Source organism: Ancylobacter sp. G4_0304 (assembly GCF_047501495.1).
Classification (GTDB): domain Bacteria; phylum Pseudomonadota; class Alphaproteobacteria; order Rhizobiales; family Xanthobacteraceae; genus Ancylobacter.
In genome coordinates this window covers 25829-38539 of sequence record NZ_JAZDRM010000038.1, presented here as the reverse complement: position 1 = coordinate 38539, position 12711 = coordinate 25829, and the positions used below count along the sequence as shown (strand labels likewise).

The window sequence follows — 12711 nt, the reverse complement described above, 5'->3', positions numbered from 1 at the left end:
TTCAACAGGATCAAGCAGATGCGCGGCCTCGCCAGCCGCTACGACCGGCGCCCAGACAACTTCCTCGCAGCCCTCAAGCTCGCTGCCGTCCGCATCTGGATCAATGCGTTATGAGTCCGCTGCCTAGGGCATCATGCGGGCGTGCTGGTCATAGAGAATCCAGATGGTCCCGGCCACCATCACCAGGAGGATGAGCGCCGTGAACAGGATCAGCTTCAGGTCGTCGCGGTGCGACCGGGCGAGGTCGATGTGCAGGAAGCAGCGCAGATGCACGATCACCTGGAGGAAGGCCAGCAGGCCGAGAACGGCCAGCGCCGAGCCCCCGGTCAGCCACCGCATCCACACCAGCGCGAACGCCGCCCCGGTCAGCACGAGCGCGAGAACCAGCCCCACGATGTAGCTGAAGCGCTCGCGGAACTCGCCGCCATATTCGCTGGCCGGCATGCCGGCGGGAATTTCGTCGCTCATGAGACGACCCCGAACAGATAGACGAAGGTGAAGATGCCGATCCAGACCACATCAAGCATGTGCCAGAACAGCGCGAGCCGCATCAGCCGGAGCTTCACCGGCGTGTTCAGGCCGAACACCACGATCTGAACCGCCAGGATCACCATCCACAACAGCCCCGACGAGACGTGGAGCGCGTGCGTGCCGGTGAGCAGGTAATAGGCCGAGAGGAAGCCGCTGGTCTGCGGGGTGGCGCCGTGCTGGGTCGCCATCACGTAGTAATCGTGCAACTCCATGCCGACGAAAGCCGCGCCGAGGAAGCCGGTCACCAGCAGCCAGGCCAGCACGCTGCGCGTGTTCTCGCGGTACTTCATCGCCAGCATCGCGAAGCCGAAGGCGAAGCTGGAGAGCAGCAGCAGCAGCGTCTCAACGAAAGCGGCGGTGAGGTCGAACACCTCGACCGGCCCCGGCCCGCTGGCGATGCCCTGTACGCTCATCGCGGCATAGGTCGCGAACAGCACCGCGAACAGCACCAGATCGCTCATCAGGAAGATCCAGAAGCCGAACACGACCTCCTCGGCCGCCTCATGGCTTGCGGGATCGGTGGCGCCGAGATTGACTCCCGGATGCAGGCGTTCGGTCACGCTCATGACAGCACCTCCGCCGTTCCAAGGGCCGGGACCACGCCGGCGCGCGCCTCGCGGCCCTCGGGAAGCGCCTTGCCCCGGTTGTCCGACGTCATTTCCCGCTCGCGCGGCGTGCCCGGCGCCGCCCGCGCCGCGGCGAGGAAGGCCTCGTTCTGCGCCTTCACCGTCTCGGCCGGGACGATTTCCACCGTGTCCATGTCGAAAGAGCGGACGATGACCACCGCCCAGATCAGCACGAAGGAGATCACGACCAGCCACCAGATGTGCCACACCAGACCAAACGCCCAGGCGCAGGCGAACAGGCCGATCAGCGGGGCCGTCGCGGTGTTGCGCGGAACCTCGATGTCCTCATAGGCCGCCGGCGAGCGATAGGCCTGCCCGCTCATCTTGGCCTCGTAGAAGGCATCGCGCGAGGTGACGACCGGCAGCACCGCGAAGTTCCATTCCGGCGCCGGCGCGGGGATCGACCATTCCAGCGCGCGCCCGTCCCACGGATCGCCGATCGGGCAGGCCAGTTGGTCGCGGCGGCGCACCGACACCACGATCTGGATCGCCAGGAAGGCGAAGCCGGCGAGGATGAGCCCGGCGCCGACCATGGCAAGCGCCAGCCACGGCAGATATTCGGGGTTCGACCACATATAGGTGCGCCGGGTCGCCCCCATCATGCCCAGCCAGTAGAGCGGGAAGAACGCCAGCAGAAAGCCCGGCGCGAAGCACCAGAACGACGCCTTGCCCAGCCCCTCATGCAGCCGGAAGCCGAACGCCTTCGGGAACCAGAACTGCGTCGCCGCGAACATGCCGAACAGCACGCCGGGGATGATCATGTTGTGGAAATGCGCCACCAGGAACAGCGTGTTGTGGACCTGGAAGTCGACCCCCGGATTGGCGAGCAGCACGCCGGTGAGGCCACCGAGGATGAACACCAGCAGGAAGTTGATCAGGAACAGCATCGGCGTCGAAAAGCGGATGCGCCCGCCGACCATGGTCAGCAGCCAGTCATAGACCTTCACGCCGGTCGGCACGCCGATCACCATCGTCGCAATGCCGAAGATCGCGTTGACATTCGCGCTCTGGCCCATGGTGAAAAAGTGGTGCAGCCACACCGCGAAGGACAGCACGGCGATGCACATGGTCGCGTAGACCAGCGAGGTGTAGCCGTAAATCCGCTTGGCCGAGAAGGTGGCCGCCACTTCCGACCACACGCCGAAGGCCGGCAGGATCAGAATGTAGACCTCGGGATGACCGAACAGCCAGAACAGGTTGGCGTAGTTCATCATGTTGCCGCCGTCGCCATTCGTGAAGAAATGGAAGCCGGCATAGCGGTCGAGCGCGAGCATCACGGTCGCTGCGGTGAGCGGCGCCATGGCGAAGATCATCAGGATCGAGGTGCACAGCGTCGTCCAGCAGAACAGCGGCATGCGGAACAGCGTCATGCCGGGGCAGCGCTTCTTGTAGATGGTCACCGCGAAGTTGAGGCCGGTCAGGGTCGAGCCGATCGAGCCGAGCGACACCGCCCAGATCCAGTAGTCCACCCCCTCGCCCGGACTGAATTCGATGCCGGTGAAGGGCGGGTAGGCGGTCCAGCCGCCGGTGGAGAACTGGCCGACCACCAGCGAGACCATGATCAGGATCGCACCGGCCACCGTCAGCATCAGCGAGATCGCGTTGAGCAGCGGGAAGGACACATCGCGCGCGCCGATCTGCAGCGGCATGATGTAGTTCATCAGCCCGGTGATGAACGGCATCGCCACGAAGAAGATCATGATGGTGCCGTGGGTGCTGAACAGCTGCCCGAAATGGTCCGCGGAAAGGAATCCGGCGCTGTCATAAGCGACCAGCTGCTGCGCGCGCATCAGCGCCGCCTCGATGACCGCGCGGGCGAACATCACCAGCGCGACCACGATGTACATGATGCCGACCTTCTTGTGGTCGACGCTGGTCAGCCAGTCCCGCCACAGTGGCACCCACCATCCCTTCACGGTGAGCAGGACCACGATGAACACCGCGCCGAGCACCGCGATCGAGCCGGCGCCGGAGGCGATGAACTCGCTCAGCGAGGGATCCTTGATCGCGCCGGCGAACACGAAGGAGGTCCATTGAAGCTGGCCGAATATCAGCTCCCAATTCATTGTACGGCCTCCGGCGTGTGATGATGGGTCGTCGGGGACGCGCCTGCGGCGGGCAGAGCGGCGGGGGCGGTCGCCGCCGGCGGGGCGGGCATGTGGGCATGCCCCTGCCCGGCCACCATGTCCGGCGCGAAGCTGGCGATCACCTGATCGAACAGGCCGGGGGACACGCTGCCATAGAGCACCGGCTCGGCAACGACGGAGGGTTCGAGCAGCGCCTGATACCCGGCGAAGTCGATTCCCTTGCCCTGCGCCTTGGTGCTGGCCACCCAGTTGTCGAAATCCTGCGGGCTCACCACACGGGTGGTGAACGACTGCTGGGCAAAGCCCAGTCCGTTATACTGGGTGTTGCGCCCGGTGAACTCGCCGGTCTGGTCGGCCAGCAGGTTGAGCTGGGTCTGCATGCCCGCCATGGCATAGATCTGCCCGCCGAGGCGGGGCACGATGAAGGACTGCATCACCGTGCCGCTGGTCAGCTTCAGCGTCACCGGCCGGCCTTCGGGCAAGGCGAGCAGGTCGAGCGTCGCGATCCCCTGCTCGGGATAGAGGAAAAGGAACTTCCAATCGAGCGCGACCACCTCGACCACCAACGGGTCGGGGCCGAGCGGCTTGTAGGGGTCGTTCTCCAGCGTGTGCTTCCACAGCGCCGAGCCGAGGATGACGATGAGCGCGACCGGGATGCCCCAGATCAGCGTTTCCAGTCCCCAGTTGAATTCCCAGTCCGGCCGATAGGTGCCCTTGCCGGCGCGGCGGTAGCGCAGCAGCACGAGCGGCAGCGCGATGAACATCGGCACGACGACCAGCATCATCAGGGCGCTGATCACGCCGAAATGCGTCAGCTGCGCCGAGGCGATCGGGCCGGCCGGATCGAGGAACCCGCGGGCGCAGGCGACACCGGGAATCCCGGCGCCGAGAACGCCCAGAACAAGCTTCGACTTCACAACTTCCCCCACCCCAAGTTGATCGGCAAAGCGGCAATAGCCTTCGGAGAAACACCGGAGGTCTCTTCAGGAGCTTTCGACCGATAATAACCGTAAAGTCGCCACTATCCCGCCGCCGCCTTCAAATTCGCACTGAAATTTTCAGGCGCTGAGCCAACCTGCCGGAACAGCGACGCCCCACCCCGCTCCGGCATGCCCGGTGCCGAGCATGCGGAATTCGGCCGCAAGGTCCATCTCCCATTTGGGAAGGGATCGGCTGCTCACGCGAGCAAGCGCACAGGCGGCGCCCCCGCGCCAGCCAATGCGCCCGCCTTCGGCGTGAAGCCCCTATGCCCGAAGCCGCTTCGCGTGCCAGGCGACGTGGTCGGCCATGAAGCTGGAGATGAAGAAATAGGAATGGTCGTAGCCCTCGCGCAGATTGAGCGTGAGGGGGATGCCGGCCGCTGCGCAGGCTTCTTTCAGCAGCTGCGGGCGCAGGCCGGTGTCGAGGAACGGGTCCGCCGTGCCCTGGTCGACGAGGAATTCCGGGAAGCGCCGGCCGTCCTCGATCAGCGCCACGGCGTCGTAGGAGCGCCACGCCAGCGCGTCATTGCCGAGATATTTCTCCAGCGCCGGGCGCGACCAGTCGGCCGTGCTCGGCTGGGTGATCGGCGCGAAGGCCGAGCAGCTGGCGAAGCGATCAGGGTGCTTCAGCGCGATGGTGAGCGCACCGTGACCGCCCATGGAATGGCCGAAGATGCCCTGCCGGCTCATATCCGCGGGAAATTCCGTGGCGACCAGCGCGGTGAGCTCTTCGACGATGTAGGAATACATCCGGTAATGCGCGGCATAGGGCTCCTGCGTGGCGTCGACATAGAAGCCGGCGCCGGAGCCGAACTGCCAGTTATCCTTCTCGTCCGGCACATGCTCGCCGCGTGGGCTGGTGTCGGGCGCGACGATGATGACGCCGTGCTGCGCGGCGGCGGCGCGATACTCGCCCTTCTCCATCACATTGGCATGGGTGCAGGTGAGGCCGGACAGATACCACAGCACCGGCACGGGGCCGCTCGCCGCCTGAGGCGGCACGAAGACGGCGAAGGTCATGGTCGAGCCGGTGACCTTCGATTCGTGCCGGTAGACCCCCTGCACGCCGCCATGCGACTTCGCCGTCGAGACCGTTTCCATCGCCGTCGTCTCCATCAGTAGATCACCACGGAACGGATCGACTTGCCTTCATGCATCAGGTCGAAGGCGGTGTTGATCTCGTCGAGCGGCATGGTGTGGGTGATCAGGTCGTCGATGTTGATCTTGCCCTCCATGTACCAGTCGACGATCTTCGGCACGTCGGTGCGCCCGCGCGCGCCGCCAAAGGCCGAACCGCGCCAGTTGCGGCCGGTGACGAGCTGGAACGGGCGGGTGGAAATCTCCGCGCCCGCCGGCGCCACGCCGATGACGATCGAGGTGCCCCAGCCGCGATGGCAGGCTTCCAGAGCCTGGCGCATCACATTGACATTGCCGGTGCAGTCGAAGGTGAAGTCGGCGCCGCCATCCGTCAGGTCCTGGATCGCCTGCACCACCTTGTCGTTGCCCACGTCCTTGGGGTTGATGAAGTCGGTCATGCCGAACTTCCTCGCCATCTCGACCTTGGCGGGGTTGATGTCGACGCCGATGATCTTGTCGGCGCCGACCATGCGGGCGCCCTGGATCACGTTGAGACCGATGCCGCCGAGACCGAACACCACGACATTGGCACCCGGCCAGACCTTGGCGGTGTACACCACCGCGCCGATGCCGGTGGTGACGCCGCAGCCGATGTAGCAGATCTTGTCGAAGGGCGCGTCCTCGCGCACCTTGGCGAGCGCGATCTCCGGCAGCACGGTGAAGTTCGAGAAGGTCGAGCAGCCCATATAGTGGAAGATCTCGCCGCCCTGCCCGCCGACGCGCTCACAGGAGAAGCGCGTGGTGCGATCCGGCATCAGGCCCTGGCCCTGCGTGGCGCGGATCGAGGTGCACAGGTTCGAGCGCTGCGACAGGCAGGTTTTACACTGCCGGCATTCCGGCGTGTAGAGCGGGATGACGTGATCGCCGACCTTGAGCGAGGTCACGCCGGCGCCGACCTCGCGCACGATGCCCGCGCCCTCATGGCCGAGGATCGCCGGGAACTTGCCCTCGGAATCGAGGCCGTCCAGCGTATAGGCGTCGGTATGGCACACGCCGGTCGCCATGATCTCGACCAGCACCTCGCCGGGCTTCGGCCCGCCGATCTCGATGGTCTCGATGGTCAGCGGCTTCTTGGCTTCCCAGGCAACGGCGGCGCGCGATTTCATGGATTTTTCCCTCTAAGGCTCGAACGGTTATTTCAGATAGGTGCGCAGGATCGCGCGGATGTCGTCGAGTTCGCTCGGGAGCGCGGCGCGGGGCGCCGAATCTCCCTCCGGACCGAAGGTCTCGCGCAGATGGCTGTCGAGCACCTCGGCCATCAGCCCGCCCGCGGCGCCGCGCAAGGCCGCGATCTGCTGGAGCAGCATGGTGCATTCGGCACCGGCCTCGATCGCGCGCTCCAGCGCCTCCGCCTGCCCCTTGATGCGGCGCAGGCGCGTCAGGGCGCGCTTCTTGTCGTCCGGCGAATGGGGCATGGCTGCCGATCGGGCCCAAGGATACTCGTCGGGGTATTTTCATATACTGCCGGGGGTATCCGGGCAAGCGGCGGCGGCTCGATATCGCGCGCCTAGCGATAGGCTGCCTGGTCGATATCGTGCCGGCGCAGCTTGTCGTAGAGCGTCTTGCGCGGGATGCCGAGCAACTTGAGCGTCGCCTGAATGTCGCCGCGTGTAGCGGCCAGCGCCTCGCGGATCTGGGCGGCTTCATAGGCTTCCATCCGCTCGGGCAGGCTGGCCGCCGTCTCCCCGCCGGTCGCGGGCGCGGGCGCTGGGCTGTCCTCGGCCAGGCCGAGCGCGACACGCTCCACGTAATGCACCAGCTCGCGCACATTGCCGGGCCAGTCATGCCGCGCCAGATGATCGCGCACGCCGGCCGTGAGCATCGGCGCCGGGCGGCGGAAGCGCTTGGCGGCCTGGCCGAGGAAATGCCCGAACAGCAGCGGAATGTCGGCCCTGCGCTCGCGCAGCGGCGGAATGCGCACCGTCGCGACGTGCAGGCGGTAATACAAGTCCTCGCGGAAGCCGCCGCGCCGGACCAGCTCCTGAAGGTCGATCTTGGAGGCCGCCACCACCCGTATGTCGACCTTGCGCACCTCATTGGTGCCGAGCGGGGTGACCTCGCGGGCCTCCAGCACCCTGAGCAGCTTCACCTGCAACGCCGGCGACATCGCCTCGATCTCGTCGAGAAACAGCGTGCCGCCATGGGCGTGCTCGATGCGGCCGATCCGCTTCTTCATCGCGCCGGTGAAGGAGCCGGGCTCATGGCCGAACAATTCGCTCTCGATCACGGTTTCCGGCAGCGCGCCGCAGTTTACGGTGACCAGCGGGCTGGCGGCGCGCCGGCTCCAGCGGTGCAGCGCGTGCGCCACCACCTCCTTGCCGGTGCCGGTCTCGCCCTCCACCAGCACGTCGACATCGGCATCGGCGATCTGGCGCACCGTCTGGCGCAGCCGCTCCATCGCCGGCGTGGCGCCGAGCAGCGGCATGTCCACGCTCGCCGCCTCCGCCGCCTGCCGCAGCGCGCGATTATCCAGAACGAGGCGGCGCTTCTCCAGCGCGTGTCGCACCGCGCCGAGCAGCTGGTCGAGTGCATAGGGCTTGGGGATGAAGTCATAGGCGCCGTCGCGCATCGCCTCCACCGCCATGGTGATGTCGCCATGGCCGGTGATGAGGATGACCGGCAGATCGGCATCCATGCGCGAGAGCCGCCGGAACAGCTCCAGCCCATCCATGCCCGGCATGCGCACATCGCTGACCACGACGCCGGGAAAGGACGCGTCGATCCCGGCGAGCGCGGCGGCAGCGGATGGGTAGGGCACCACTTCATAGCCCGCCAGCATCAGCGCCTGGCTATTGGCGGCGCGCAGGGTCTCGTCATCGTCGATGAAGGCGACATCCATCAGGGCACCCGCGGCAGGATGAGGGTGAACACCGCGCCATCGCGATTGATGGCGGCAAGCGAGCCGCCGAACTCGGCGACGATGTCGTGCGAGATCACCAGCCCGAGGCCGAGCCCGGCCGGCTTGGTGGTGGTGAACGGCATGAACAGCGCGTCCAGCACGGCGGCCGGCAGCCCGGGCCCGTTATCGGCCAGGGTGATGACCACCTTGTCGCCATCGGCGCGCGCCTCGATGCGGATCCGCCCGCCGGGCCGGCCGGCCAGCGCCTCCAGCGCGTTCTGCAGAAGATTGACCAGCACCTGTTCCAGCCGCACCCGCTCGGCCGATACGAGGATGTCGCCCGCTCCCATGTCCAGCTCCAGCGAGACATCCTGCTCGCGCAGCCGGTAGCCGACCAGCAGCATCGCGCCGTCGACCGCCGAACGCAGCGAGACCGGCCCGACATGGCCGGGCGTCTTGCGGGCGAAGGCGCGCAGTTCGCCGGTGATGGCGCCGATCCTCTCGGTCAGCCCGACAATGGTCGCGAGATTGCCGCCGGCGGCCGCCGCGTCGCCGCGCGCCAGCAGCATCCCGCTGCTCTCGGCGAAGGTGCGGATCGCCGCCACCGGCTGGTTGACCTCATGGGCGACGCTGGCCGCGATCTGGCCGAGCACGGCGAGCTTGCTGGCCTGCACCAGCTCGTCCTGCAATCCCTGCAGCGCCGACTGGGCATGCTGGCGCTGGTCCATCTCCTCGCGCAGGCGCTCATTGGCCGCGCTGAGTTCAAGCGTGCGGTCCTCCACCCGCCGCTCCAGCTCGCGCCGGGCCCGCTCCTCGCGCCGGCGCTTCTGCAACGCCCGGCGGCGGCGCAGCCAGGCGAGGGCGAGCACGGCGAGCAGGAACACGCCGCCAAGCACCGCCAGCACCCGCGCCGCCGCGATGGCGACATTGGCGGTGGCCGCCATCGGCTCCAGCACATGCAGCGTCCAGCTGACGCTCGGCACGGGGGCGGCGGCCTCGACGAACACCCGCTCCGCGCCGCTGCCCGGCATCTTCACGCGCACCCGGTCGTCACCCTCGACGACGATCGGCAGCGGATCGAGCGAGGCATCGCCAAATTGCAGGCTGGCGCGGAGGGTGGCGCGCTCATTTTCCGGAATCAGCGCGGTGGCGCGGAACTGCCAGCCGGGAACGCTGGTCACCAGCACGATGTCGCGCTGGTCGGTGACGAAGATCGGCCCGGAGAGCCGGCGCCATTCCGCCTCGACCTCGGTGAACACCGCCTTCACGACGATCACGCCGATCGGGCCGTTCGGCCCTTCGATCCGTCTTGTCAGGTAAAGACCGGGCGCGCGGCTGACCGTGCCGAAGGCGAAGTGCTCGGCCTCGCCCTCCGCCATGGCGAGCTGGAAATAGGGACGAAACGAATAGTCGCTGCCGACGAAGGACGTCGGCTCCCGATAATTGCTGGCCGCCAGCGTGATGCCCTTGGCGTCGAGCAGATAGATCACGCTCGCGCGCGTGCCGGCCGCCAGCCGCTCGAACTTCGGATCGAGCCCGCGCAGCAGGGCCGGGTCGCGCTGGAGCAGGGCCGCGCGCACGTCCGGGTCCTGCGCCAGCACCACCGGCAGGGAACGCTGCTTCTCGATCTCGCTGCGCAGCATCGCGGCGCGCAACTCGGCGGCGGCCTGCGCTTCGCTGCGCAGCTGCACCATCACCCAGCGCTCCGCGCCGTAGCGGGCCATCTGGTCGAGCGCGACGAGGAACAGCACCGCCGCGAGCAGCGGGACGGCGCGCCCGGCAAGGCGGCGCCACCGTCTGGCAGGCCGGAGAATGGCGAAGCGTGTCACTAATCGCACGACGAGGCTCCTGCCGTGCGAATTTCCGCACAGATCGCGAGACGCTTTGTGTGATATTTCGCACGCCGTGTCGAGTCTGGATTTTCCCCGGCAAAAATATTCCTTCAAAAACAGTGCGTTACGATTCGCACGCGACAGGCGCGTATCTGGCATGTCCTTTGCGCAAGGGTTCGGCATGCGGCGCTCAGACGCCGTTCCCGATCCATCGACCCCGGCTCCCAACGCCGCCCACCCAATGAGGCGACGACGGATCCCCTAGGAGGACGCCCATGGCCTACGCCATCGCCCCGGCCCCGGTGAAAGCCGCGCCGCGTAAATTCTATCGGCAGCTTTATTTCCAGGTGCTGTTCGCCATCGCGGCGGGCATCGCGCTCGGTCATTTCTACCCGAGCCTCGGCGCCGACCTGAAGCCGCTCGGCGACGCCTTCATCAAGCTGGTGAAGATGATCATCGCCCCGGTGATCTTCCTCACCGTCGCCACCGGCATCGCCAATATGCGCGATCTCGGCAAGGTTGGCCGCGTCGCCGGCAAGGCGATGCTGTATTTCCTCACCTTCTCGACGCTGGCGCTGATCATCGGCATGATCGTGGCCAATGTCGTGCGTCCGGGCGCCGGGCTGAACATCGATCCCGCCTCGCTCGACGCCAAGGCCGTGGCCGACTATGCCGCCAAGGCGCATGAGCAGTCGCTGGTCGGCTTCCTCACCAACATCATCCCGACCACCCCGGTGAACGCCTTCGCCTCTGGCGACATTCTGCAGGTGCTGTTCTTCGCGGTGCTGTTCGGCATCGCCATGGCCGGCGTCGGCCATCGCGCCGATCCCTTCATGCATGTGCTGAACTCGGCCTCGCAGATCTTCTTCCGCCTGGTCGAAATCCTGATGAAGGCGGCCCCGATCGGCGCCTTCGGCGCGATGGCGTTCACCATCGGCAAATACGGCATCGGCTCGATCGCCAATCTCGCCATGCTGGTCGGCACCTTCTACATCACCAGCGCGCTTTTCGTGTTCGTCGTGCTGGGCGCGGTGGCGCGCTATAACGGCTTCTCGATCCTCGCGCTGATCCGCTACCTCAAGGAAGAGCTGCTGCTCGTGCTCGGCACCTCGTCTTCGGAGGCCGCGCTGCCCAGCCTGATGGAGAAGATGGAACAGGCAGGCTGCCGCAAGTCGGTGGTCGGTCTCGTGATCCCGACCGGCTATTCGTTCAATCTCGACGGCACCAATATCTACATGACGCTGGCGGCGCTGTTCATCGCGCAGGCCACCGGCATCGAACTCAGCCTCCAGGACCAGATCGTGCTGCTGCTGGTCGCCATGCTCTCGTCCAAGGGCGCGGCGGGCATCACCGGCGCCGGCTTCATCACGCTGGCGGCGACGCTCTCGGTGATCCCGGCGGTACCGGTCGCGGGCATGGCGCTCATCCTCGGCATTGACCGTTTCATGTCGGAATGCCGCGCGCTGACCAACTTCATCGGCAACGCGACCGCGACCGTCGTGGTGGCGCGCTGGGAAGGCGAGCTCGACCGCGACCGTCTCGACGCGGCCCTGGCGGGCCGGCCGATGGAACTGCCCGCGGACGAGGAAGACTTCGTCCCGCACGGCACGGCGGTGCCGGCCGCGGCCGAGTAAGCACGCGTCGGCCGACCCCGGTCGCATCAGACAGCCGGCTCCGCGCGGAGCCGGCTGTTGTTTTGGGGAAGACGGCCCGTCAGAACGGGCTGTCGGGGAAGTAGAACTGCGCGGCGTTCTCCGGCGTGACCAGCGTCGAGCCGATGATGAAGCGGCCATAGACCGGCGTGTCGGAGACAAAGCGCAGCGCCGTGACCTCCAGCGCGGTGGAAATCTGCGCCGGCGGATAGGACACGTCGACCGGCACCTGCGGGTCCTTGTCCATCACCCGCTTGATGATTTCCTTCATGCCCGCGCCACCGACGATCCACATCTCCTTCTGCCGCCCGGCCTGGGCGATCGCCTCCATGACGCCGAGCGCCATGTCGTCGTCGGCGGCCCACACCGCGTCGATCTGCTTGTGCTTCGACAGGTAGTCCTGCATCACCTGGAACGCCTTGTCGCGGTTCCAATTGCCGTGCTGCATGTCGAGGATCTCGATGCCCGAACCGGCGATCGCCGCCTGGAAGGCCTCGACGCGCTCATTGTCGAGCGTGGTGGGAATGCCGCGCAGCACCACGATCTTGGCGCCGGGCTTGAGGTTCGCCTTGAAATATTCGCCGGAGACGCGGCCGAAGGCGGTGTTGTCGCCGGAGACATACAGGTCCTCGATGCCGGGCTGCGACAGGCCGCGGTCCACCACGGTCACCCATTTGCCGGCATCCTTCACCGCCTTGACCGGGCTGGTCAGCGGCTCGGATTCGAAGGGCAGCACCACCAGCGCGTCGATATTGCGGGTCGCCACCATGTCCTCGATGTCGTTCACCTGCTTGCCGACCGCGCCGGCGGTGGCGAGCACGAAATCGAGGTTCGGGTAGGTCGCCTTCAGCCGCTTGATGGTCTCCTGCGCGTGCCAGTTGAGCCCGCCCATGAAGCCGTGGGTGGCGGAGGGGATCGAGACGCCGATCACCGCCTTCTTGCCCTGCGCCATGGCGGGAAGCGAGACGCCGGCGGCGGCGGTGGCGGCGCCGATGGCGGCGGTGGTGAGGAAGGCCCTGCGTTCCAT

At 66.9% G+C, this 12711-nt stretch carries 11 protein-coding genes and 1 pseudogene; 2 read left to right on the top strand and 10 right to left on the bottom strand.

Going from position 1 to position 12711, the window contains the following annotated elements; genetic code table 11:
- Positions 1 to 114 (top strand): annotated as a pseudogene (locus VRZ77_RS18420) (IS5/IS1182 family transposase); the annotation flags it as partial.
- Positions 115 to 123: 9 nt separating this feature from the next.
- On the opposite strand, the gene cyoD reads toward VRZ77_RS18420, so the two are convergent.
- The 9 genes from cyoD to VRZ77_RS18375 all read right to left on the bottom strand — a co-directional run bounded on the left by cyoD (position 124) and on the right by VRZ77_RS18375 (position 10038).
- Positions 124 to 468 carry a cytochrome o ubiquinol oxidase subunit IV gene (gene cyoD, locus VRZ77_RS18415; RefSeq protein ID WP_414594042.1) on the bottom strand — a complete coding sequence of 115 codons (345 nt, stop codon included), beginning with the start codon at positions 466 to 468 and terminating at the stop codon, positions 124 to 126.
- Positions 465 to 1097, bottom strand: a complete 633-nt coding sequence (locus VRZ77_RS18410; RefSeq protein ID WP_414594041.1) for a cytochrome c oxidase subunit 3 — start codon at positions 1095 to 1097, stop codon at positions 465 to 467. The genes cyoD and VRZ77_RS18410 overlap by 4 nt, the downstream gene beginning before the upstream one ends.
- Positions 1094 to 3223 (bottom strand): cbb3-type cytochrome c oxidase subunit I, encoded by a 2130-nt coding sequence (locus VRZ77_RS18405; protein ID WP_414594040.1) that lies wholly within the window; start codon positions 3221 to 3223, stop codon positions 1094 to 1096. Before VRZ77_RS18405 ends, VRZ77_RS18410 begins: the two co-directional genes overlap by 4 nt.
- The gene (locus VRZ77_RS18400; protein WP_414594039.1) at positions 3220 to 4161 is read right to left on the bottom strand and encodes a COX aromatic rich motif-containing protein; all 942 of its coding nucleotides are present in this window, start codon (positions 4159 to 4161) and stop codon (positions 3220 to 3222) included. Before VRZ77_RS18400 ends, VRZ77_RS18405 begins: the two co-directional genes overlap by 4 nt.
- A 327-nt stretch (positions 4162 to 4488) precedes the next feature.
- Positions 4489 to 5325: an S-formylglutathione hydrolase gene (fghA, locus tag VRZ77_RS18395; RefSeq protein WP_414594038.1), complete on the bottom strand. Its 837-nt coding sequence runs from the start codon at positions 5323 to 5325 to the stop codon at positions 4489 to 4491.
- 14 nt (positions 5326 to 5339) lie between these two features.
- A complete protein-coding gene (locus tag VRZ77_RS18390) occupies positions 5340 to 6467 on the bottom strand; it encodes an S-(hydroxymethyl)glutathione dehydrogenase/class III alcohol dehydrogenase (protein WP_414594037.1) in 1128 nt (375 codons plus the stop codon).
- A gap of 27 nt (positions 6468 to 6494) precedes the next feature.
- Positions 6495 to 6776, bottom strand: coding sequence for a metal-sensing transcriptional repressor (locus tag VRZ77_RS18385; protein ID WP_414594036.1), 282 nt, complete (start codon positions 6774 to 6776; stop codon positions 6495 to 6497).
- 92 nt (positions 6777 to 6868) lie between these two features.
- Positions 6869 to 8200 (bottom strand): sigma-54-dependent transcriptional regulator, encoded by a 1332-nt coding sequence (locus tag VRZ77_RS18380; RefSeq protein WP_414594035.1) that lies wholly within the window; start codon positions 8198 to 8200, stop codon positions 6869 to 6871.
- Complete coding sequence (locus VRZ77_RS18375; protein WP_414594034.1) at positions 8200 to 10038, bottom strand: sensor histidine kinase; 1839 nt, start codon at positions 10036 to 10038, stop codon at positions 8200 to 8202. Before VRZ77_RS18375 ends, VRZ77_RS18380 begins: the two co-directional genes overlap by 1 nt.
- A 269-nt stretch (positions 10039 to 10307) precedes the next feature.
- Here VRZ77_RS18375 and VRZ77_RS18370 point away from each other — a divergent pair, with 269 nt between their 5' ends.
- Positions 10308 to 11666: a dicarboxylate/amino acid:cation symporter gene (locus VRZ77_RS18370; protein WP_414594033.1), complete on the top strand. Its 1359-nt coding sequence runs from the start codon at positions 10308 to 10310 to the stop codon at positions 11664 to 11666.
- Between the two features lie 79 nt (positions 11667 to 11745).
- On the opposite strand, the gene VRZ77_RS18365 is transcribed toward VRZ77_RS18370, so the two are convergent.
- On the bottom strand, positions 11746 to 12711 hold the full coding sequence (locus VRZ77_RS18365) for an ABC transporter substrate-binding protein (protein WP_414594032.1): 966 nt from the start codon (positions 12709 to 12711) through the stop codon (positions 11746 to 11748).